This window comes from Streptomyces sp. NPDC052396, from assembly GCF_044593195.1.
In the GTDB taxonomy this organism is placed as follows: domain Bacteria; phylum Actinomycetota; class Actinomycetes; order Streptomycetales; family Streptomycetaceae; genus Streptomyces.
The window spans coordinates 16,275-36,816 of record NZ_JBIUAW010000009.1 but is presented as its reverse complement, the minus strand read 5'-3'; the positions used below and the strand labels follow the sequence as shown (position 1 = coordinate 36,816).

Annotated in this window: 16 protein-coding genes; 6 read left to right on the top strand and 10 right to left on the bottom strand. The window is 72.9% G+C overall.

Annotation, left to right across the window (positions count from 1 at the left end; all coding sequences use genetic code 11):
* Positions 1-3: 3 nt before the first annotated feature.
* Genes ACIHFE_RS23675 through ACIHFE_RS23655 form a run of 5 tightly spaced genes read right to left on the bottom strand, consistent with a single transcriptional unit; the run spans position 4 to position 5,215 of the window.
* The gene (locus ACIHFE_RS23675; protein ID WP_400109374.1) at positions 4-900 is read right to left on the bottom strand and encodes a glycosyltransferase family 2 protein; all 897 of its coding nucleotides are present in this window, start codon (positions 898-900) and stop codon (positions 4-6) included.
* Entirely contained in the window at positions 897-1,676 is a 780-nt protein-coding gene (locus ACIHFE_RS23670) for a CDP-alcohol phosphatidyltransferase family protein (RefSeq protein ID WP_400109372.1), read from the bottom strand. Before ACIHFE_RS23670 ends, ACIHFE_RS23675 begins: the two co-directional genes overlap by 4 nt.
* Positions 1,654-2,715, bottom strand: a complete 1,062-nt coding sequence (locus tag ACIHFE_RS23665) for an iron-containing alcohol dehydrogenase family protein (RefSeq protein ID WP_400109370.1) — start codon at positions 2,713-2,715, stop codon at positions 1,654-1,656. Before ACIHFE_RS23665 ends, ACIHFE_RS23670 begins: the two co-directional genes overlap by 23 nt.
* On the bottom strand, positions 2,703-3,440 hold the full coding sequence (locus ACIHFE_RS23660) for a sugar phosphate nucleotidyltransferase (RefSeq protein WP_400109368.1): 738 nt from the start codon (positions 3,438-3,440) through the stop codon (positions 2,703-2,705). Before ACIHFE_RS23660 ends, ACIHFE_RS23665 begins: the two co-directional genes overlap by 13 nt.
* Positions 3,437-5,215, bottom strand: a complete 1,779-nt coding sequence (locus tag ACIHFE_RS23655; RefSeq protein ID WP_400109720.1) for a DUF5941 domain-containing protein — start codon at positions 5,213-5,215, stop codon at positions 3,437-3,439. The genes ACIHFE_RS23660 and ACIHFE_RS23655 overlap by 4 nt, the downstream gene beginning before the upstream one ends.
* Positions 5,216-5,482: 267 nt before the next feature.
* Here ACIHFE_RS23655 and galE point away from each other — a divergent pair, with 267 nt between their 5' ends.
* From galE to idi, 3 genes are all read left to right on the top strand, one after another.
* Positions 5,483-6,475, top strand: a complete 993-nt coding sequence (gene galE / locus ACIHFE_RS23650) for a UDP-glucose 4-epimerase GalE (RefSeq protein ID WP_400109367.1) — start codon at positions 5,483-5,485, stop codon at positions 6,473-6,475.
* A gap of 48 nt (positions 6,476-6,523) precedes the next feature.
* Positions 6,524-7,471 carry a cation diffusion facilitator family transporter gene (locus ACIHFE_RS23645; protein WP_400109365.1) on the top strand — a complete coding sequence of 316 codons (948 nt, stop codon included), beginning with the start codon at positions 6,524-6,526 and terminating at the stop codon, positions 7,469-7,471.
* Between the two features lie 93 nt (positions 7,472-7,564).
* Positions 7,565-8,173: an isopentenyl-diphosphate Delta-isomerase gene (gene idi / locus ACIHFE_RS23640; protein WP_400109363.1), complete on the top strand. Its 609-nt coding sequence runs from the start codon at positions 7,565-7,567 to the stop codon at positions 8,171-8,173.
* Here the strand turns inward: idi and ACIHFE_RS23635 are convergent.
* The gene (locus ACIHFE_RS23635) at positions 8,148-8,654 is read right to left on the bottom strand and encodes an ATP-binding protein (RefSeq protein ID WP_400109361.1); all 507 of its coding nucleotides are present in this window, start codon (positions 8,652-8,654) and stop codon (positions 8,148-8,150) included. The two genes, idi and ACIHFE_RS23635, sit on opposite strands and share 26 nt — an antisense overlap.
* 289 nt (positions 8,655-8,943) lie before the next feature.
* On the opposite strand from ACIHFE_RS23635, the gene ACIHFE_RS23630 reads away from it, so the two are divergent.
* Positions 8,944-9,699 (top strand): enoyl-CoA hydratase/isomerase family protein, encoded by a 756-nt coding sequence (locus ACIHFE_RS23630; RefSeq protein ID WP_400109359.1) that lies wholly within the window; start codon positions 8,944-8,946, stop codon positions 9,697-9,699.
* A gap of 126 nt (positions 9,700-9,825) precedes the next feature.
* On the opposite strand, the gene ACIHFE_RS23625 is transcribed toward ACIHFE_RS23630, so the two are convergent.
* A complete protein-coding gene (locus ACIHFE_RS23625; RefSeq protein WP_400109358.1) occupies positions 9,826-10,455 on the bottom strand; it encodes a DJ-1/PfpI family protein in 630 nt (209 codons plus the stop codon).
* A 25-nt stretch (positions 10,456-10,480) separates the two neighbouring features.
* Positions 10,481-11,455, bottom strand: a complete 975-nt coding sequence (locus tag ACIHFE_RS23620) for a GlxA family transcriptional regulator (RefSeq protein ID WP_400109356.1) — start codon at positions 11,453-11,455, stop codon at positions 10,481-10,483.
* Between the two features lie 120 nt (positions 11,456-11,575).
* Here ACIHFE_RS23620 and ACIHFE_RS23615 point away from each other — a divergent pair, with 120 nt between their 5' ends.
* A complete protein-coding gene (locus ACIHFE_RS23615; RefSeq protein WP_400109354.1) occupies positions 11,576-12,463 on the top strand; it encodes a hypothetical protein in 888 nt (295 codons plus the stop codon).
* Positions 12,464-12,539: 76 nt separating this feature from the next.
* Complete coding sequence (locus ACIHFE_RS23610; RefSeq protein ID WP_400109353.1) at positions 12,540-14,852, top strand: Tex family protein; 2,313 nt, start codon at positions 12,540-12,542, stop codon at positions 14,850-14,852.
* 83 nt (positions 14,853-14,935) lie between these two features.
* Here the strand turns inward: ACIHFE_RS23610 and ACIHFE_RS23605 are convergent, their stop codons facing one another.
* Both ACIHFE_RS23605 and ACIHFE_RS23600 read right to left on the bottom strand, forming a co-directional pair.
* Positions 14,936-16,396: a M1 family metallopeptidase gene (locus ACIHFE_RS23605; protein ID WP_400109351.1), complete on the bottom strand. Its 1,461-nt coding sequence runs from the start codon at positions 16,394-16,396 to the stop codon at positions 14,936-14,938.
* A complete protein-coding gene (locus ACIHFE_RS23600; protein WP_400109349.1) occupies positions 16,384-20,367 on the bottom strand; it encodes a Pls/PosA family non-ribosomal peptide synthetase in 3,984 nt (1,327 codons plus the stop codon). The genes ACIHFE_RS23605 and ACIHFE_RS23600 overlap by 13 nt, the downstream gene beginning before the upstream one ends.
* Between the last annotated feature and the right edge of the window lie 175 nt (positions 20,368-20,542).

The window sequence follows — 20,542 nt, the reverse complement described above, 5'->3', positions numbered from 1 at the left end:
TTGTCAGATCACGGGCGGTCGGCCCAGTCGGGTCAGGCGCCAAACGGTACGCCACTTCATCGGACGCCGTGGACCGCAGGGCGTCGTCCAGCCCTCCCGGAAGCCGCCGAACCAGGCGCGCAGCGCCGGCAGCGAGGGCCGCCGGGCCAGCGTCAGCAGCAGCCAGACCCCCACATAGACGGGGACCAGCAGGGCGGGGAGGTTGCGGCGGGCCAGCCAGACCCGGTTGCGGGCGACCATGCGGTGGTAGACCGCGTGCCGGCTGGGGGCGGTGGTGGGGTGGTACAGCACCATGTCCGCGCGGTAGTCGATCAGCCACCCGGCGTCCAGCGCCCGCCAGGCCAGGTCGGTCTCCTCATGGGCGTAGAAGAACTCGTCCGGCAGGCCGCCGACCTCGGCGAAGACCCGGGTGCGCACCGCGTTGGCGCCGCCCAGGAAAGTGGTCACCCGGGAGGAGCGCATCGGGTCGGAGGCCCGCAGCCGCGGCACATGGCGGCGCTGGGTGACCCCGGTGTCCGGGTCGGCGATGCGGAAGCTGATGATGCCCAGTTCCGGGTCGTCCGTGAATGCCCGGCGGCACAGTTCGGCGGTGTCCTGGCCGGGCAGCAGTCCGTCGTCGTCCAGGAACAGCAGGATGTCGACCTCGCGGCCGGCCGGGCCGAAGGCTTCTATGCCGACGTTGCGGCCGGCCGGGATGCCCACGTTCTCGGGCAGTTCCACGGTCCGTACGGTCAGGCCGGGGACGTTCAGCTCGGGCAGCGGGGAGCCATTGCCGACCACGGCGACCTCGATGGGGTCGCCGGTCTGCTTGGCCACCGACTCCAGCAGGGCGCGCAGTTCCTCGGGGCGGTTGCCCATGGTCAGCACGACCGCGCCGACCTTCATCGCGGGGGCGCTCATCGCAGCCTGCTCGAGGCCAGGACGGACACCAGGTGCAGCAGCGTCTGGAGCAGGGCGATGCCTGCCAGGACGGCGGTGCCGAGCCGGGTGAAGAACAGGTCTCCCCTGCTCGCGTCCACGATGGCCAGGACCAGGATCAGCAGGGATGCCTCGATCCCGAGGATCAGCCGGTGGAACTTCAGCGCCGCGGCGGCCTTGCGGGCCAGCGCCATGCCGGAGGAGCGCGGCTCGGCAGCGGCCTCCTTGACCGGCGGCAGGCCGGCCTGGTGGCGGGCGACGCCGACGAGGTCGGTCTCGGCCTTGATCAGGATGGCGCCGAGCGCGGCGAGGGTGCCGAGAAAGGCCCACAGCCAGTTGATCCGGCCGCCGCCCCATGGGTCGGAGGCGCGCAGGCCCAGGCCGACCAGGACCGCGGCATCGCACAGATAGGCGGCGACCCGGTCCAGGTAGACGCCGGACATCGAGTACTGCTTCTTCCAGCGGGCGATCTCGCCGTCGACGCAGTCCAGCAGCAGATAGAGCTGGACCATGACCACGCCGAGCACGGCGCCCGCGATCCCCGGCACCAGCAGGGCCGGGGCCGCGAGGGCGCCCGCGACGGTCATCAGATAGGTGAGCTGGTTGGGCGTGACCCTGGTGTTCACCAGGTGCCGGTCCACCCGCAGCGAGATCTCCCGCATGTACAGGCGACCCGCCCAGTGCTCACCGCTGCGCCGGTCCTTCACGCCCAACGGGTGGACGACCGGGCGGAGTTCAGCGACTGACGGTTTCTGCATAGTCGGCGTATGCGTCCCTGATCTGGTCGGTGGAGAGGTCGAGGTGTTCCAGGATGGTGTACCGCCCCGGGCGCGTTCGCGGCGCGAACTCCACGGCGCGGACGAACTCGTCCTCGGTGAAGCCGATGTCGGCGGGCAGCACCGGCAGGCCGTGCCGGCGCAGCGCCTCGACCATCAGCGCGGACTCCTCGCGGGCACCGCGCAGGTGCATGGCGAAGGCGGCGCCCAGGCCGCACTGTTCGCCATGCGGGGCGGCGCGCTTGGGGTAGAGCAGGTCGAAGGCGTGGTTGATCTCATGGCAGGCGCCGGAGGCCGGGCGGCTGTCGCCGGCGACGGACATGGAGATGCCGGTGAGTACCAGTCCCTCGGCGAGCACCTGGAGGAAGCCGTCGTCGCCGACCCCGCCGGGGTGGCGCAGCACGGCCTCGCCGGCCTGGCGGGCCATGGCGGCGGCCAGTCCGTCGATGGCCTCTCCGGTGACCCGGTTGGACAGCTCCCAGTCGGCGACCGAGGAGATGTTGGAGATGGCGTCGCCGATGCCGGAGCGGATGTAGCGCACCGGTGCCTGGCGGATCACATCGAGGTCGATGACCACGGCGATCGGGTTGGGCACGCCGTAGGAGCCACGGCCGGCGTCGTTGTCCAGGGTGGCCACCGGCGAGCACAGGCCGTCGTGCGAGAGGTTGGTGGCCACCGCGACCAGCGGCTTGCCGATGCGCGCGGCGGCGAACTTCGCACAGTCGATGATCTTGCCGCCGCCCAGGCCGACCACGGCGTCGTAGTGCCCGGACTTCATGGCGTCCGCCAGCCGGATGGCGTCGTCCAGGGTGCCGCCGCCCACCTCGTACCAGGAGGCGCCGGGCAGCGCCGGGGCGAGCCGCTCGCGCAGCACCGCCCCGGAGCCGCCGCTGATGGCGACGGCCAGCTTGCCGGAGCTGGAGATCCGCTGGTCGGCGAGGACACTGGCGAGATCGTTCAGGGCTCCGGCCCGGATGTCGACGACGACCGGCGAGGGGATGAGCCTCGTCAGTACTGGCACGCGATCTCCCGGCCCTTGGCGAGGTCGTCGTGGTTGTCGATCTCGACCCACTTGACGTCGCCGATCGGCGCGGTGTCGATCTTGAAGCCGCGGTTGACCAGCTCCTGGTAGCCGTCCTCGTAGTAGAGGTCGGGGTCCTTCTCGAAGGTGGCCTTGAGCGCGTCGGCCAGCTCGGCGGCGGCCTCCGGCTCGATCAGGGTGACACCGATGTACTCACCGGTGGCGGTGGCCGGGTCCATCAGCTTGGTGATCCTCTGGACGCCCTTGTCGCCGTCCACGATGACCTTCATCTCCTCGTCGGCCAGGTTCTTCACCGTGTCCAGGGCGAGGATGATCTTCTGGCCGTCGCCGCGCGCGGCGAGCAGGGTCTTCTCGACGGAGACCGGGTGGACGGTGTCGCCGTTGGCCAGGATCACACCGCGGCCGAGCACCTCACGAGCGCACCACAGGGAGTAGGCGTTGTTCCACTCCTCGGCCTTGTCGTTGTCGATCAGGGTCAGCTTGAGGCCGTACTTCGCCTCCAGCGCCGCCTGACGCTCGTAGACGGCCTCCTTGCGGTAGCCGACGACGATCGCGACCTCGGTCAGGCCGACCTCCGCGAAGTTGGCCAGGGTGAGGTCGAGCACGGTGATGTCACCGTCGACGGGCACCAGGGCCTTGGGCAGGGTGTCGGTGTAGGGGCGCAGACGGCGTCCGGCGCCGGCTGCCAGCACGAGGCCGATCATGCGGGTTCTCCTGTTTCGTCGTGTACTGCGGGCGCCCCGGAGGACACCCAGAAGCGGATGCTCTCGCTGAGCACCGCCAGCGCGATGGCGGCCGCCAGGACCGTCAGCGCAGTCGTGAAGCCCTGCCCCGGCCACAGGACGGCGGCGATGGTCACCGTCAGGACCCGTCCCTCGTGCCCGCCGATCGCCCGCACCAGCCAGTGGGGCGGCGCGCCGGTGCCACCGCGGATGCGGTACACCGTGTCGTAGTGATGGTAGGCGACCGCGGCCACCAGGCCGAATGCGGCGGGGAGCGCACCGGGGGCGGACGAGTGCGCGGCCAGCGCGAGGACCAGGCAGTATTCCCCGGCACGCAGCACCGGCGGGACCAGCCAGTCCAGGGCGCCCTTGAGCGGCCGGGCCACGGCCAGGCCGGTGAGGACGGTGTACGCCAGGGCCCGGGCGACGCCCGGCCAGGTGGCGCCGTTGCCGGCGAAGACCGGGTCGGCGAGCAGTACGGCCGCGCCCAGCAGCGCGAACAGCGGGGCGGTGTACGAGGCGGCGGGCACCACCCGGCCGAGGGTGGCGCGTACGCCCTCGGCCAGCGGCCCGGAGTCGGAGAGGTCGTAGAGCGCCTGGGCGGCGCGGTCGGTGCGGCGGGCCTTGCGGGCCAGGGAGCGCAGCACCCGGCCGGCGGTGGTGTAGCAGGCGGCGAAGGCGCAGCCGATCAGCAGGACCGTGAAGACGATGCGGGGGGTGGTGAGCGCGGTGAGCACCGCTATCAGCGCCCAGCGCTCCCCGATCGGCAGGATGATCATGCGGCGGGCCCAGACCGTCCAGCCGACGCTGTCCAGCTTGCCGGAGAGGGCGGCGGTGGGGCTGGTGTTGCCGGTGGCGTCATGGTTGGCCTCGTTGAAGGCGAAGTCCACGACATGCCGGCAGGTCTGCAGGACCATGGCGCCCAGCGCCAGCGCCCATACGTCGTCGCCGCCACGGGCCGCGCCCAGCGCCAGGCCCGCGTAGTAGGCGTACTCCTTGGCGCGGTCGAAGGTGGCGTCCAGCCAGGCACCCAGGGTGGAGTACTGCAGCGAGTAGCGGGCCAGCTGGCCGTCGGTGCAGTCCAGGACGAAGGAGGCGATCAGCAGCAGGCCCGCGGCGGCAAAGCCGGCCCGGGTGCCGGTGGCCGCGCAGCCGGCCGCGATCAGCGCGGTGAGCAGCGAGGCGGTGGTCACCTGGTTGGGGGTCAGGCCCCGGCGGGCGCACCAGCGGGCCAGGTAGCGGGAGTAGGGGCTGATGCAGAAGGTGGTGAAGAACCCGTCGCGGGACTTCACCGCGCTGCGCAGCCGCAGCGCCTCGTCGTCGATGGCGGCCACATTGCCCATGGCCTTGGCCCGGGCTTCGGCGTCGGCCGGTACCTCGGCGACCAGCACACCCAGCTCGGGGCGGTGCACGGGGGTGCCAAGGGCTTCCAGCCGGGTGGCCAGGGTGTCGGGTGCCGCCCCGTCGTCCGCCAGGGCCCGGGCCAGCGCGGCGCGGGCCTCCGGCTGGGCGGTGAGTGCGCCGGCCACCGCGGCCGCCGGGTAGCGCGGATCGGTCAGCGCCAGGCGCAGCGCATGGCGGTGGCCGACGAAGTGGGGGTCCACCACCGCGACCCGCTCACCGGCCGGGACGGCCGTCAGCGTGGCGGCCGCCTCGGCGGCGTCGGTCGCCGTGCGCACATCAAAGCCCAGGGACCGCAGGTCGCCCTCGAGGGAGGAGCCGGCGGGCGGCAAACCGGTGAGGATGGCGGTCGACAGACGAACTCACTCCTTGGTGAAGCGGACGGCGGCCGCCTCGGTCCCACCGGGCGTCCGGGCAGCGGGCACGGCACGCGGGACCCGTCCCCGGGGGGCGTGCGGCACGTCGGCAGAGGCTATCGGATCACCGGGAGCCGGTGGTCACCGCCGCCGTCCCGCCATCGACAGGACGTTTGGGCCGCGCCAGGAGTTCCGCGCCGGGTCGCGCCTGGCGCTCCCCGCGCGCGGACTTCTCGTCCGCCCGCCCGGCTGGTCTAGGGTGCGGTCATGACCTGGCTGATCACCGGCGGTGCCGGATACATCGGAGCGCATGTGGCGCGGGCCATGCTCGCGGCCGGCGAGCAGGTGGCCGTACTGGACGACCTGTCCAGCGGCGTCCCCGGCCGGCTGCCCCGGGAGGTGCCGCTGGTGCATGGCTCGGTGCTGGACCGCCCGGTGCTGGACCGCGCCTTCGCCGAGCTGGGTGTGACCGGTGTGGTGCACCTGGCGGCCAAGAAGCAGGTCGGCGAGTCGGTGGAGCAGCCGCTGCGCTACTACCGGGAGAACGTGCACGGCCTGACCGTGCTGCTGGAGGCGGTGGTGGCGGCCGGGATCGGCAGCTTTGTCTTCTCCTCCTCGGCAGCCGTCTACGGGATGCCGGATGTGGAGCTGGTCACCGAGGAGACGCCCTGCGTCCCGATCAACCCCTACGGTCAGACCAAGCTGGCCGGGGAGTGGCTGGTCCGCTCGGTCGGGGCCGCCCATGGCATCTCCACCGCGTGCCTGCGCTACTTCAATGTGGCCGGCGCGGCGACGCCGGAGCTGGCCGACACCGGTGTGTTCAACATCATCCCGATGATGTTCGACCGGATCACCCGCGGCGAGCGGCCGCGGATCTTCGGGGACGACTACGACACCCCGGACGGCACCTGCGTCCGTGACTACATCCACATCGAGGACCTGGCCACCGCCCACCTCGCCGCGGCCCGCCGGCTGGCCGAGCGGCCGGGCGGCGGCGACCTCACCCTCAATGTGGGCACCGGGCAGGGGGTGTCGGTGCGCGAGATGGCGGACCTGATCGCCGAGGTCACCGGACGTACCGGCCTGCCGCCCGAGGTGGGGCCGCGCCGGCCCGGCGATCCGGCCCGGGTGGTGGCCGCCAACCGGCGGATCGGCGAGGAACTGGGCTGGCGGCCGGTGCACGATGTGCGGAGCATGGTCACCTCGGCCTGGGAGGGCTGGTGCCTGCACCGCCCGCAGGCGGTCGCCGGGCGTCCGTAGTCCACCGGGGGCTTCGGCCGGCGCGGGCCAGGGAGCCAAGGAGGCGGCATGGGCGCAGGTCATGACCACGGCCACGCGCACGGCGGTTCCCCGCCCGCCCCAGGCACCACGGCGGCGGCCGCCTACCGCGGACGGCTGCGCATGGCCCTGGGCATCACCCTGACCGTGCTGGTGGCGGAGGTGGTGGGCAGCGTGCTCACCGGCTCGCTGGCGCTGCTGGCGGACGCCGGCCATATGGCCACCGACGCGGTGGGGATCTCCATGTCCCTGGTGGCCATTCACTTCGCCGGCCGCCCGGCGGCCGGGCGGCGCACCTATGGCTACGCCCGCGCCGAGATCCTGGCGGCCCTGCTCAACTGCCTGCTGCTGCTGGGGGTGGGCGGCTTCATCCTGGTCCAGGCGATCGAGCGGTTCGCCGAGCCGGCCGGGGTGCACGGCAGTCTGACGGTGGTCTTCGGCCTGGTGGGCGTGGTGGCCAACCTGATCTCGCTGGGGCTGCTGATGCGCGGCCAGCGGGAGAGCCTCAATGTGCGCGGGGCCTTCCTGGAGGTGCTCTCGGACGCACTGGGCTCGCTGGCCGTGGTCCTCTCCGCCCTGGTGATCATGGCCACCGGCTGGACCCAGGCCGACCCGGCCGCCTCGCTGCTGATCGCCCTGATGATCGTGCCGCGCACCCTGCGGCTGCTGCGCGAGGCGCTGGACGTACTGCTGGAGGCCGCGCCCCGGCACGTGGACATGGCCGAGGTACGGGCGCACATCATCGCCCTGCCGGGGGTGGTGGGCGTCCATGATCTGCATGTGTGGACGATCACATCGGGGATGCCGGTGCTGTCCGCGCATGTGGTGGTGGAGGCGGAGACGCTGGACGCCGCGGGGCACGAGAGGATGCTGCACGACCTCCAGGACTGTCTGGGCGAGCACTTCGACGTGGAGCACTGCACCTTCCAGCTGGAGCCCGGGGGGCACGCCGCGCACGAGGCGCGGTTGTGCCACTGACGCCGTGGGCAGCCTCCATCGGCCGTTCCGGCGTGGCGGTGAACTCCGGGTACGGCAGACTGGAAGGTCGAAGTCCGACACCGAGGATGGTCAATGCCGATCACATCAGCCGAGGGCCGCAGCACCGAGTCGAGCACCGCCCCCGCCGCCGACAACGCTGAACCGATCATGCTGGAGCTGGTCGACGAGAACGGCAGAACCATCGGCACGGCCGAGAAGTTCTCCGCGCACCTCGCCCCCGGCCGGCTACACCGTGCCTTCTCGGTCTTTCTCTTCGACGAGGCCGGGCGGCTGCTGCTGCAGCGCCGTGCGCTGGGCAAGTACCACTCCCCCGGCGTCTGGTCGAACACCTGCTGCGGTCATCCCTATCCCGGTGAGCAGCCCTTCGTCGCGGCCGTCCGCCGCACCGGTGAGGAGCTGGGCGTGGCGCCCGCGCTGCTGCGGGAGGCCGGCACGGTCCGCTACAACCATCCCGATCCGGTGTCCGGCCTGGTGGAGCAGGAGTACAACCACCTCTTCGTGGGCATCGTGCGGGCCGGGCTGAACCCGGATCCGGAGGAGGTCGAGGAGACCGCCTTCGTCACCCCCGCCCATCTGGACGAGCTGCGGGCGAAGATGCCGTTCTCGGCGTGGTTCATGACCGTGCTGGACACCGCGCGGCCGGCGATCCGTGAGGTCATCGGAGCGTCGGCGGGCTGGTGAGGGCCGGGTGGGGCGGGGGCACCGGCAGCGTGGCCCAGACCACCTTGCCGCCGGCGGTGCACTCCACGTCGCAGGCACCGCCCGCCTCCTCCACGATGGCCTGGACCAGCAGCAGCCCCCGGCCGCCGATCCGCTCCTGGTCGGCCGCCGGCGGCCGGGGCCGGCAGGGGTGGTCGTCCGCCACCGCCACCCGCACCCAGGCCGGGCCGATGGAGACCTCCACGGCCACCTCGGGGGAGAGCAGCGCGGCATGCTGCACGGCGTTGGTGACCAGCTCGGAGACGATCAGCAGCAGTCCGTCCAGCCGGTCCCCGGTCAGCGGCACCCGCTGACGTGACATCAGGTCCCGGACCTCATGCCGGGCCCGGGGCACGGACGAGGGGAGCGCGGGGGTGGTCAGGCGCCAGGTTCCCTGGTAACCGGCCGGCTTGCAGGGCGCGGTCCGCCCCGGCTCCGGGGGGACGCTCCCGAGGATCTCCATGTCCGATACCAACCCCTCACCGTGGCTCCACCGCACAGGGCGAAGTCTTGGGAAGGTTGAACCCAGTACCGGGCAGCTGACCAGAAGTCGCTCTCTATCGACGTGATTTGATCGCGTGCGTATGCCGCAGTCACTCTCGCGACTGTTCCTGGCTGCCCTGATCACCGATCCGGAACTCCGCTCTCCGGCAGCTCTCCATCGGCTTTCCGGTTTCCGGCGGCCTTGCCGACGGCTTTCCGGTGAATCTCCGGCAATTCGCCCTGGGCCCGACCCGGATAGCATCCGGCACATGGAGCCCGCACTGCACCTGGACATCAACGACACCACGGCCACCATCCGCATCGCCAACCCGGCCCGGCGGAACGCCATGACGGCGGACATGTGGCGGGCGCTGCCCGGGCTGCTCAGGCGCTGCGCGGACGACCCCGGAGTCCGGGTGCTGGTGCTCACCGGCGAGGGCGACACCTTCTGCGCGGGCGCCGACATCTCGGGGATGACCGAGGACGGGGGCGATGCCGCCCGGCACCTGGCGGCCGAGGCCGAGGAGGCGCTGGCGGCATTCCCCAAGCCGGTGCTGGCCGTTGTGCGGGGGCACTGTGTGGGCGGCGGCTGCCAGCTGGCCGCCGCCTGTGACCTGCGCTTCGCCGCCGAGGACGCTTCCTTCGGCGTCACCCCGGCCCGGCTGGGCATCGTCTACCCGGCCTCGTCGACCCGCCGGCTGGCCGCCCTGGTGGGGCCCGCCACCGCCAAGTACCTGCTGTTCTCCGCCGAGTTGATCGACGCCCGGCGGGCCCTGCGCACCGGCCTGGTGGACGAGGTGTGGCCGGCGGCACGGCTGGAGGCGCGGGTGGCGGAGTTCGCCCGCACCCTGGCCTCCCGGTCACCGCTGACCCAGGCGGCGGCCAAGGAGTTCACGGCCGAGGGGCCGGTGCGGGAGGAGCGTGTGGCGCACTGGGCCGAGTGCGCCCGGGGCAGCGGCGAGGCCCGCGAGGGGGTCGCCGCCTTCCTGGAGCGGCGGTCGCCGCGCTTTCCCTGGCGGGGCTGAGCGGGGGCCGCCGTTGGCGTGCGAGGTGCGATGTCATGTGCGGCCCGCCGGTGGCTGGTCGCGCCCGCGCGGCGGAGCCGCCTGGCACACCGCCTCGCGCCCCGTAGGGCGCCCAGCGGGCAGGCCCTATATCTTCCCCCGCACCCGCCGCCACTCCCCCACCAGCTCCGCCGGCGCCTTCTCCGGTGAGCCCGCGTCATAGGGCGGCTGGGGGTCGTACTCCACGATCAGCTGGACCATTTGCGCGGTACGGTCGTCCGCCAGCCGCCCGGCCAGGGTGAGCCCCATGTCGATGCCCGAGGAGACCCCGGCGGCGGTGACGTACTTGCCGTCCGTCACCACCCGCTCCCCGGTCGGCCGGGCCCCGTAGCCCGCCAGCTGTTCCAGCGCCAGCCAGTGCGAGGTGGCCCGGCGGCCCTTCAGCAGCCCGGCCGCGCCCAGGATCAGCGAGCCGGTGCACACCGAGGTGGTCCACTGGGAGTGCCGGTCCGCCTCCCGCAGCCACTGGTGCAGCGGCCCCGGTTCCAGCGGCAGGTTCGCCTCCGGGCCGCCGGGCACCACCACCACATCGGGGCGCGGCACTTCGGCCGGCGCGGCCTGGGCGACGACCGTCAGCGCCCCGCCGTCATTGGTCAGCGGCCCCGGCCGCTCGGCGACGAACACCGGCCGTGCGCCCGGGAGCCGGCTGAGGATCTCATAGGGCCCCATGGCGTCCAGCACCGTGAAGCCGGGGAAGAGCACGATCGCGATCTGCATCGAAAACCTTTCCGCACAACGGAGTTCAGTGGGTTCGGACAAACAGCGGCGACGGCCGGAACCGGCGCCGGTACTCGGCCGGGCCGGTGCCCAGGGCGCGCAGGAAGGCCCGGCGCATGGCCTCCGGGGTGCCATAGCCACAGGCCCGTGAGATGTGTTCGACGCTCTCGGCGGTGTCCTCCAGCAGCCGGCGCGCGGCCTCCAGCCGTACGGAGTCGACATAGCGCCCCGGCGACTGGCCCACCTCGGACCGGAAGGCCCGGGCGAAGTGCCGGGGCGAGAGGCCGGCTTGGGCGGCCAGGGCCGGCACGCTCAGGTCCGCCTCCGGATGCTCGGTGATCCAGTGCTGCACCTCGCGCAGCGCGGGCCGCTGCGCGGTCTGCGCCGCCAGCTGGGCGCTGAACTGCCGCTGGTTGCCCGGGCGGCGCAGGAAGACCACCAGGTGCCGGGCGACCGCCAGCGCCACCTCACGGCCCAGGTCCTCCTCGACCAGGGCCAGCGCCAGATCGATGCCCGCGGTGACCCCCGCCGAGGTGGCCACCTTGCCGTCGCGGACGTAGATGGGCTCCTCCTCCACCCGCACCCCGGGGTAGCGCTCGGCCAGCCTGGCGCAGTAGGCCCAGTGGGTGGTGGCCCGGCGCCCGTCCAGCAGCCCGGCGGCGGCCAGCGGGAACGCCCCGGTGCACACCGCGACCAGCCGTCCGGCCCGTGGACCGTGCGCCCGCAGCCAGGCCACCAGCCGGGGGTCCGGCTCGGCACTGCCACCCGGCACCAGCAGCACATCCGGCACCGGGCAGTCATCGAGCGCGGCATCCGGCAGCATCCGCAGACCGCTGTTGGTACGGACCGGACCGCCGTCCACGCTCGCGGTCCGCACCCGGTAGGCACCGGCGTCACCGGCCTCCCGGGCGGCCCGGGTGAACACCTCCAGCGGGCCGGTCACATCGAGGCTCTGCACCTGGTCGTAGAGCACGATCAGCACGGAATGGCGGGGCGTCATGCCGGTCATGTTCAGGTGTGCCGGATCCCGGCCGCAATGACGAGTTCCCCACCTTTTCCGCCATGGCCCCTGGGCCGGCATGCCTTTCGAAGGCGCCAACTCGCCGGTAACGTGCGGCATATGACCACTCTGCCGCCCGGCGCCGGCCGCCGGTGCCACGCTTTTCTCAACCCCCTGCACTCGGCCCACTACTTCGCGCCCGAGACCGGCAAGGAGCTGTCCGCCCTGGGCATCGAGGGCTGGATCCCCGGCTATCTCGCGATCCGCGGTGCCGCCATGGGCCGGGTCAACGCGGGGATCGTCACCGCCGCCTTCCACAACTTCAAGCACGAGATGGTGGCCGAGCACATTCCGGCCGTCTGGGACGCCGCCTCGCCGGAGCAGGTGCTGGACGCCCGGCTGCGCGCCGTCGACGCCGCCCTGCGCCGGCTGCTGGGCGAAGAGGTGCTGGCCTCGGCCGAGTTGGCGGAGGCCGCCGAGCTGGCGCTGCGGGCCGCCGAGGGCTGTGCGCGGGCGGTCCGTCCGCTGTACGCCGCGCATGCGGACCTGCCGGTGCCCCGGGCCCCGCACCTGGCCTTGTGGCACGCCGCCACCCTGCTGCGCGAGCACCGGGGCGACGGCCATATGACGGTGCTCGCCGCCTCCGGCCTGGACCCCGTGGAAGCGCTGGTCAGCCATACCGCCACCGGCCAGGGCATGGCCGTCAAGTGGCTGCTGGTCACCCGGGGTTGGAGCGAGGAGGAGCTGACCGCCGCCCGGCACCGGCTCACCGAGCGCGGGCTGCTGGACGCACAAGGCGTGCTCACCGAGGCGGGCACCGCCCTGCGCGAGCGGCTGGAGGAGGAGACCGACCGGCTGGACGCCGCCCCCTATGAACACCTCGGCGCGCCGGGGGTGGCCCGGCTCACCGAACTGGCCAAGCGCTTCACCACCTCCGTCGTGGCGGCCGGCGGCTTCCCCGCGGACCTGCGCGGCGGCACGCCGCCCGAGGGCTCCGGCCGCGGCTGAACCGGGGGCGGCCGGTCCTGTCGGCGGCACCTGCCACAATGCAGATCACGGCTTGAACAGAATGCGGAGCGTGATCGTGACGGCTACTGGAGCGTCGGTCGAAGGCAGGATCGCCGAGGAGCTCGGCGTACAGGAACGACAGGTGCGGGCCGCCGTCGAGTTGCTCGACGGCGGGGCCACCGTGCCGTTCGTCGCGCGCTACCGCAAGGAGGCGACCGGCGCCCTGGACGACGCGCAGCTGCGCACCCTGGAGGAGCGGCTGCGCTATCTGCGGGAGCTGGAAGAGCGGCGGACGGCCGTGCTGGAGTCGGTGCGTTCCCAGGGCAAGCTGGACGCGGCCCTGGAGGCGCAGATCCGCGCGGCCGACTCCAAGGCCCGGCTGGAGGACATCTATCTGCCCTTCAAGCCCAAGCGGCGCACCAAGGCGCAGATCGCCCGGGAGGCCGGCCTGGAGCCGCTGGCCGAGGGGCTGCTCGCCGATCCTGGGGTGGAGCCGGCCGCCGCGGCGGCGGCCTTTGTGGACGCGGCCAAGGGCGTGGCCGATCCGGCGGCCGCCCTGGAGGGTGCCCGGGCCATCCTCACCGAGCGCTTCGGCGAGGACGCCGACCTCATCGGCGAGCTGCGCGAGCGGATGTGGACCCGGGGCCGGCTGACGGCCAGGGTGCGCGAGGGCAAGGAGGAGGCCGGCGCCAAGTTCGCCGACTACTTCGACTTCGCCGAGCCCTTCACCGCACTGCCCTCGCACCGGGTGCTGGCCATGCTGCGCGGCGAGAAGGAGGAGGTGCTCGACCTCACCCTGGACCCGGAGGGCCCGGACGCGCCCGAGGGGCCGAGCGGCTACGAGGCCGCCATCGCCCGGCGCTTCGGCATCGCCGACCGGGGCCGCCCGGCCGACAAGTGGCTCGGTGACACGGTGCGTTGGGCCTGGCGCACCCGCGTCCTGGTGCACCTGGGCATCGATCTGCGGCTGCGGCTGCGCCAGGCCGCGGAGGACGAGGCGGTGCGGGTCTTCGCCGCCAACCTGCGCGATCTGCTGCTCGCCGCCCCGGCGGGCACCCGGGCCACCATGGGCCTGGACCCGGGCTTCCGCACCGGCGTCAAGGTCGCGGTGGTGGACGCCACCGGCAAGGTGGCCGCCACCGAGACCATCTATCCGCATGTCCCGCAGAACAAGTGGGACGCCTCGCTGGCGGCCCTGGCCCGGCTGGCCCGTGAGCACTCGGTGGAGCTGATCGCCATCGGCAATGGCACCGCCTCCCGGGAGACGGACAGGCTGGCGGCCGATCTCATCGCCCGGCAGCCGGAGTTGAAGCTGACCAAGGTGATGGTCTCCGAGGCCGGCGCCTCGGTGTACTCCGCCTCCGCCTACGCCTCCCAGGAACTGCCGGGCATGGACGTGTCGTTGCGCGGCGCGGTCTCCATCGCCCGCCGCCTCCAGGACCCGCTGGCCGAACTGGTCAAGATCGACCCCAAGTCGATCGGTGTCGGCCAGTACCAGCACGACCTGTCCGAGGTGAAGCTGTCCCGCTCGCTGGACGCGGTGGTCGAGGACTGCGTCAATGGTGTGGGCGTGGATGTCAACACCGCCTCGGTGCCGCTGCTTTCCCGGGTGTCCGGCATCGGCGCCGGCCTGGCCGAGAACATCGTGGCCCACCGCGACACCCATGGCCCCTTCCGCTCCCGCAAGGCGCTCAAGGGCGTGTCCCGCCTGGGCCCCAAGGCGTATGAGCAGTGCGCCGGCTTCCTGCGCATCCGGGACGGGGAGGATCCGCTGGACGCCTCCGCCGTGCACCCTGAGTCCTACCCGGTGGTACGGGCGATGGCCAAGGCGGCGGGCGGCGCCTCACTGGTCGGCAACACGGCCGTGCTGCGCTCGCTGCGGCCGGATGACTTCGTCAGCGACTCCGTGGGTCTGCCCACGGTCACCGACATCCTGCGCGAGCTGGAGAAGCCGGGCCGTGACCCGCGCCCGGCGTTCAAAACCGCGGCCTTCAAGGAGGGCGTGGAGAAGATCGGCGACCTCACACCCGGGATGCTGCTGGAGGGCGTGGTCACCAATGTGGCCGCCTTCGGCGCATTCGTCGACATCGGTGTGCACCAGGACGGGCTGGTCCATGTCTCGGCGATGTCCAAGAACTTCGTCAAGGACCCGCGGGATGTGGTGAAGCCGGGCGACATCGTGCGGGTAAAGGTCCTGGAGGTGGATGTCCCCCGCAAGCGGATCTCGCTGACCCTCCGCCTGGACGACGAGGCCGCGCCCCGCGACCGCCAGGAGCGGGCACCCCGCCGCGGCCCGGCCCCCCGGCAGCGCCGCCCCCGCGAGACCCAGGCCCCGCGCCCCGCCAACGACGCCATGGCCGACGCCCTGCGCCGCGCGGGCCTGCGGTAAGACTCCGACGGCGCTCAGCCGACCCGGACCAGGGTTACGGGTGGGTGGCCAACGCCCCACAGGGGCGTGCCACCCACCCGCGATCAGCCGGCATCGAACCGGGGCAACGACCGCTCGAACAGCCAGGGTTGAAGCACCGTCCCCAGCGGCCGCCCCACAACCCCCTCCGCATGCGCCAGAAAAGCAGCGGTATCCGCACTCCCACCCCGGTACGCCGCATGCCAGGTGCGCAGCACCCGGAAAAAGGAGTCGTCCCCCACCGCCAGCCGCAGCGCGTGCAACGCACACGCGCCACGCACATAGACACGGTCGTCAAACAAATGCCGCCGCCCGGGATCGGCGATCCGCAGATTCTGCCGCCGCGCGGACAGATCCAGCCAGGCCCGCCGCGCCAGCGTCGCCGCATCGTCCTCGCCCAGGTGCTCGGACCACAGCCACTCCGCATAGGTGGCGAACCCCTCGTTCAGCCAGATGTGCCGCCAGTCGGCCAGCCCCACGCTGTTGCCGAACCACTGGTGGGCGATCTCATGCGCGACCAGCGTCTCCCAACTCCGCTGCCCGTCCACATGGTTGCGCCCGAACACCGACAGCGTCTGGTTCTCCACCGGCGCCGCCAGGTCCGCGTCCACCACCACCGCGCCGTAGGACTCAAAGGGATAGTCGCCGAACAGCCCGCTGAACAACCGCAGCATCTCCGGCTGGCGCGCCAGGTCGTACCGGGCCTCCGCCGCCAGATCCGCGGGATAGGCGATCCGCACCGGCATCCCGTCGGCGCCCGCGTCGGTGAGGCTCGCCTCCCCGAACCGCCCGGTGTAGACCGCGGCCAGATAGGTGGCCATCGGCCCGGGGTGGTGGTACGTCCAGCGCACCCCGTCCTCGACCTCCTGCCGCTCCCGCAGCGTCCCGTTGGCCAGTGCGTGGTGCCCGCGCGGCACGGTCACCGAGAAGGTGTAGGCCGCCTTGTCGTCGGGCCGGTCGTTGCAGGGGAACCAGGACGGCGCGCCCACCGGCTGGGAGGCGACCAGGGTTCCGTCGTGATCGTCCCCCGTGCGGTCCCAGCCGACCCCGCCGAACGGGGTGCTGACCGGCTTGGGACGCCCGCCATAGGCGATATCCATGATGAAGGGCTGTCCGGCGGCCAGCGGCTTGGCCAGGGTCAGCAGCACCTTGCCGTCCCGCCGGTGGACGGCGACCGGTTCCCCGTCCACCCGGGCCTCGCCCACCTTCAGCCTGGCCAGGTCCAGCTCGACCCGGTTCAGTCCGTCCCGGGCGACCGCCCGGATCCGGGCGTGGCCGTCCAGCCACGCCCGGTCCGGGTCATATCCGAGCCGCAGGTCGTAGGCCAGGGTCCGGTGGCCGTAGGAACCGTGCCGGGGGAAGTAGCTCTGTTCCCCGGCGGGCCCGGTGGCTCCGGCGATCCTGGCGGCCTGGGGAAGGCCACCGTCACCGGCCGCGGCGGCCGCGGTCAACGGGACCACGGCCGCCGCGGTGAGCAGCGAGCGCCGGCTGCACGGAAACCTGGCCCGCAGGCTCAGGCCGCGCATTCCTGCCCTGCCACACACACCAGCGCGGGCGGCGCGGGCTGCTCGCCGGCGATCGGGTTGCCCGCCCACCGGGTGCCGGCCGGCACGGACTCGCCGCGCATGACCAGGGAGGACGGGGCGATGGCGGTGTGCGCGCCGACGGTGGTGCCGGGCAGCACGATGCCATGCGGGCCGAGGGACGCGCCCTCGTCGAGCTGGACGGTGTCCATACGCATGATCCGGTCGTGGAAGAGGTGGGTCTGCAGTACGCAGCCGCGGTTGACGCTGACCCCGTCGCCAAGGCTGATGAGGTCCGTCTCCGGCAGCCAGTAGGTGTCGCACCAGACGCCCTTGCCGATCTTCACGCCCAGGGTGCGCAGCCACCAGTTCAGCACGGGGGTGCCGGTGAAGGGGCCCGCCAGCCAGGGGACGGCCAGGGATTCCACGAAGGTGTCGTACAGCTCGTTGCGCCAGACGAAGGAGGACCACAGCGGGTGCTCGCTCACCTTGAAGCGGCCCACCAGCACCCACTTGCTGAGGGTGGCCAGCAGTCCGGCCGCCAGGCCGGCCAGCAGCAGCAGCGGGGCACCGACCAGAGCGGCCAGCCACAGGCCGCCGGCGTCCAGCGCCCGCTGCTCGCCCAGGAAGACCAGGTCACCCAGGGCCAGGCCACACATCAGCGGCAGTACCCGGCAGAACTCCACACCGGCCCGGGCCAGGATCAGCTTCTTGGGCGGGTCGAAGGTGCGCCCGGAGTCGGCGGCGGTGGCCACCCGGGGCAGCGGCATGGCCGGACGGCCCAGCCAGGAGGTGCCCGGCTCGCTGTGCTCGGGGGCGTCGGAGAGCACGCCGATCAGGCTGTGATCGGGGACGGTGCGGTCCGGGCCGACGATGCCGGAGTTGCCGACAAAGGCGCGCCGCCCGATGTGGGAGTGGCCCACCCGTACCCAGCCGCCGCGCAGTTCATAGGGGGCGACCAGGGTGTCGTCGGCGAGGAAGGCCCCGTCGTCCACGCTGAGCAGCGAGGGCAGCGGCAGCACGGTGGACAGCTCGGCACGGCGGCCGATCTTCGCGCCCAGCATCCGCATCCACACCGGGGTGAACAGGCTGGCGTAGATGGGGAAGAGGCTGCGCCGGGCGCCGTCCAGGATCCGGCTGATCAGCCAGGCCCGCCAGGCGACGCCGCCGTCGGCGGGGTGCAGGCCGGGCTTGAGGCCGCGGTTGAGGATGCGCACCGTCCCGGCGAGCACCAGCATCGCGGTCAGGGTGCTGAGGATGGTCAGCGGCGGCACCGCCAGCAGCAGGCGCCCGGTCACCGAGGTGAGCGAGGTGGCGTCCTTGACCAGGTAGTAGGTGATCACCAGGGCGGGCACAAAGGCGATCAGCGACAGCAGCGGCATGCCGATCAGGGACAGCGCATAGGCGACGGCCCAGCGGCGGGAGCGCTGGGTGCGCGGGGCGGGCCAGCCGTGCGCCGAACTGTCGGCCGAGCGCACCGGGCAGTTGTCCCGGTGGCCGGAGGAGCCGTCGGGCCGGGCGGGCGAGCCGATCCAGGTGTGGCCGGCCGGGATCTCGCCGGCCAGGCAGGCGCCGGGGGCGAGCTCGGCGCCGGGGCCCAGCGAGGCGCCGGGCATCACCATGGCGCGATGGCCGACCCGGGCGTTGGCGCCGATGCGGACCGCACCGATGTGCACCACCTCACCGTCCAGCCACCAGCCGGCGATGTCCGCCTCGGACTCCACGCTGCAGCCGTCGCCCAGCTCGGCCAGGCCGGTCACCGGCGGCATGGCGTGCAGGGCGATGTTCTGGCCGGTGGAGCAGCCCAGGGCGCGGGCGTACCAGTGCATCCAGGGCGTACCGGTCAGCGAGGGCACGCCGAAGGAGGCCACCAGGCGCTCGGCGGCCCACAGCCGCAGATGGACGCGGCCGCCGCGCGGGTAGCTGCCGGGGGTGATGCCCCGGGTGAGGGTACGGGCGGCCAGGGCGCCGATGGCGAACCGGCCGGGGGCGCTGAACAGCAGCACCCAGCCGATGATCACCAGCCACCAGGGGGTCTGCGGGGCCCAGGAGCGCGGGGTCAGCAGGCCCAGGACGTTGTCAGCGGTGGCCAGGGCCACCAGGCCGCGCAGGCCCTGGATGCCGAACAGGCCCAGCTGGATGAGGATCTGGGCGGCTCCGGAGCGGCGGCGCACCGGGCGGACCCGGCGGTGCTTGTCGGCCTTGGGCGCGTGGGAGGCGTCCAAGGAGTCGATGTGCTCGGCCATGTCGCGCAGCACGGTGTGCCGGTAGAGGCCGGCGACCGAGACGCCGGGGTGGTTCTCGCGCAGTGCGGAGGCCATCCGGGCCGCGGTCAGGCTGCTGCCGCCGAGGGCCACGAAGTCGTCGTCCGGACCCGGGCGGGTGCCCAGCAGTTCTTCCCAGAGGACGGCCAGGGTGGCCGCGGTGCCGTGCAGTTCCTCGCCCGGCTCCGCCGCGTCGGCGGTGGTGGGCAGCGGCCAGGGCAGGGCGTTGCGGTCGACCTTGCCGGAGGTGCGGGTGGGCAGGTCGTCGACCTCGGCCAGCACCGGTACCAGGGCGGCCGGCATCCGCTCGGCCAGCAGTGCCCGGGCCTGCTTGCGGTCGTACGTCTCGTCGGTCACCACATAGCCGACCAGCAGCTGGCCGCCGGCCGGGGTGGAGCGCACGGCGGCGGCCGCGCCGCGGACGCCGGGGAGAGCGCTGAGCGCGGCGTCGATCTCGCCGAGCTCGATACGGCGGCCGCCCAGCTTGATCTGGTCGTCGGCGCGTCCGGCGAAGACCAGGCCCTTGGGGTCGGCCTTGACCAGGTCGCCGGTGCGGTAGACGCGGTCCAGGCCCAGCGCCTCGTTGGGGCGGAAGCGCTCGGCGTCCTTGACCGGGTCGAGGTAGCGGGCCACACCGGCGCCCGCGATCACCAGCTCGCCCTCGCCGCCGAACGGGACCGGCTCGCCGGCCTCGTCGACGACGGCCAGCGTCCAGCCGTCCAGCGGCAGGCCGATGCGCACCGGCTCGCCGGGGAACATCCGGGCGGCGCAGGCGACCACGGTGGTCTCGGTGGGGCCGTAGGTGTTCCACATCTCACGGCCGGGTACGGCGAAGCGCTCCACCAGCTCGGCGGGGCAGGCCTCGCCGCCGACGATCAGCAGCCGGACCCGGTCCAGGGAGTCGGCGGGCCACAGGGCGACCAGGGTGGGGACGGTGGAGACCACGGTGACACCGCGCTCGACCAGCCAGGGGCCCAGCTCATGGCCGGCCCGGACCAGCGAACGGGGGGCGGGCACCAGGCAGGCGCCGTAGCGCCAGGCCAGCCACATTTCCTCGCAGGAGGCGTCGAAGGCCACGGACAGGCCGGCCAGCACTCGGTCGCCGGGCCCCAGCGGCTCCTCCTGGAGGAAGAGGCGGGCCTCGGCGTCGACGAAGGCGGCGGCGCTCGCGTGGCTGACGGCAACGCCCTTGGGCTTGCCGGTGGAGCCGGAGGTGAAGATGATCCAGGCGTCGTCGGTGGGCAGCGGCAGCCGCGCCTCACCGTGCGAGGGGGCCTGCTCATGCGGGGTGAGGGAGCCCTCGGCGCCCAGCACCACACAGACGCCGGCCTCGTGGAACACCGTGGCGGCGCGTTCCTCGGGGTCGTCGGCGTCCACCGGCACATAGGCGGCGCCGGCGCGCAGCGTGGCCAGGATGGACAGGTAGAGCTCCGCGGTACCGGAGGGGACCCGGATTCCGACCCGGTCACCGGGGCCGACTCCGGCCCGCCGCAGCCGCTCGGCACGCTGTTCGATTTCCTCTGCCAGCTGCCGGTAGGTGAGGACGTCACTGCCGGTGTCGATGGCGGGGGCGTCCGGGTGGGCGGCCGTGCTGGCGTCGAGCACGTCGATCAGGGTGCGCACGCCGGGCGGCGATGCGCTGGGGTAGAGCGCCCGCCCCACTGGCGGATCCAGTGAGGTGGGCGTGGAACTGGACAGGGTCGGGGACATGCGTACGCCTCAATTCGACGTTGGTGATCCGGACGCCCTCCACGGACGTCCGCACCCACAGACGTCGCTCCGGGCCCCAAGGTTCGGATATCGAGGCCAACGTTCTGTAAATCGAACAGACGCTGTATGAGCCTCACGACCGCCGTTTCTCCACGATCCGGGCCGCCTCCATGCA

Excerpts from the sequence above, each read along its gene's own strand:
- idi (WP_400109363.1), top strand. The coding sequence starts at position 7,565 with ATGCCGATCACATCAGCCGAGGGCCGCAGCACCGAGTCGAGCACCGCC.
- ACIHFE_RS23670 (WP_400109372.1), bottom strand. The coding sequence starts at position 1,676 with ATGCAGAAACCGTCAGTCGCTGAACTCCGCCCGGTCGTCCACCCGTTG.
- ACIHFE_RS23635 (WP_400109361.1), bottom strand. The coding sequence starts at position 8,654 with ATGGAGATCCTCGGGAGCGTCCCCCCGGAGCCGGGGCGGACCGCGCCC.
- ACIHFE_RS23660 (WP_400109368.1), bottom strand. The coding sequence starts at position 3,440 with ATGATCGGCCTCGTGCTGGCAGCCGGCGCCGGACGCCGTCTGCGCCCC.
- ACIHFE_RS23625 (WP_400109358.1), bottom strand. The coding sequence starts at position 10,455 with ATGCAGATCGCGATCGTGCTCTTCCCCGGCTTCACGGTGCTGGACGCC.
- ACIHFE_RS23615 (WP_400109354.1), top strand. The coding sequence starts at position 11,576 with ATGACCACTCTGCCGCCCGGCGCCGGCCGCCGGTGCCACGCTTTTCTC.
- ACIHFE_RS23630 (WP_400109359.1), top strand. The coding sequence starts at position 8,944 with ATGGAGCCCGCACTGCACCTGGACATCAACGACACCACGGCCACCATC.
- galE (WP_400109367.1), top strand. The coding sequence starts at position 5,483 with ATGACCTGGCTGATCACCGGCGGTGCCGGATACATCGGAGCGCATGTG.
- ACIHFE_RS23605 (WP_400109351.1), bottom strand. The coding sequence starts at position 16,396 with ATGCGCGGCCTGAGCCTGCGGGCCAGGTTTCCGTGCAGCCGGCGCTCG.
- ACIHFE_RS23645 (WP_400109365.1), top strand. The coding sequence starts at position 6,524 with ATGGGCGCAGGTCATGACCACGGCCACGCGCACGGCGGTTCCCCGCCC.
- ACIHFE_RS23675 (WP_400109374.1), bottom strand. The coding sequence starts at position 900 with ATGAGCGCCCCCGCGATGAAGGTCGGCGCGGTCGTGCTGACCATGGGC.
- ACIHFE_RS23600 (WP_400109349.1), bottom strand. The coding sequence starts at position 20,367 with ATGTCCCCGACCCTGTCCAGTTCCACGCCCACCTCACTGGATCCGCCA.
- ACIHFE_RS23620 (WP_400109356.1), bottom strand. The coding sequence starts at position 11,455 with ATGACGCCCCGCCATTCCGTGCTGATCGTGCTCTACGACCAGGTGCAG.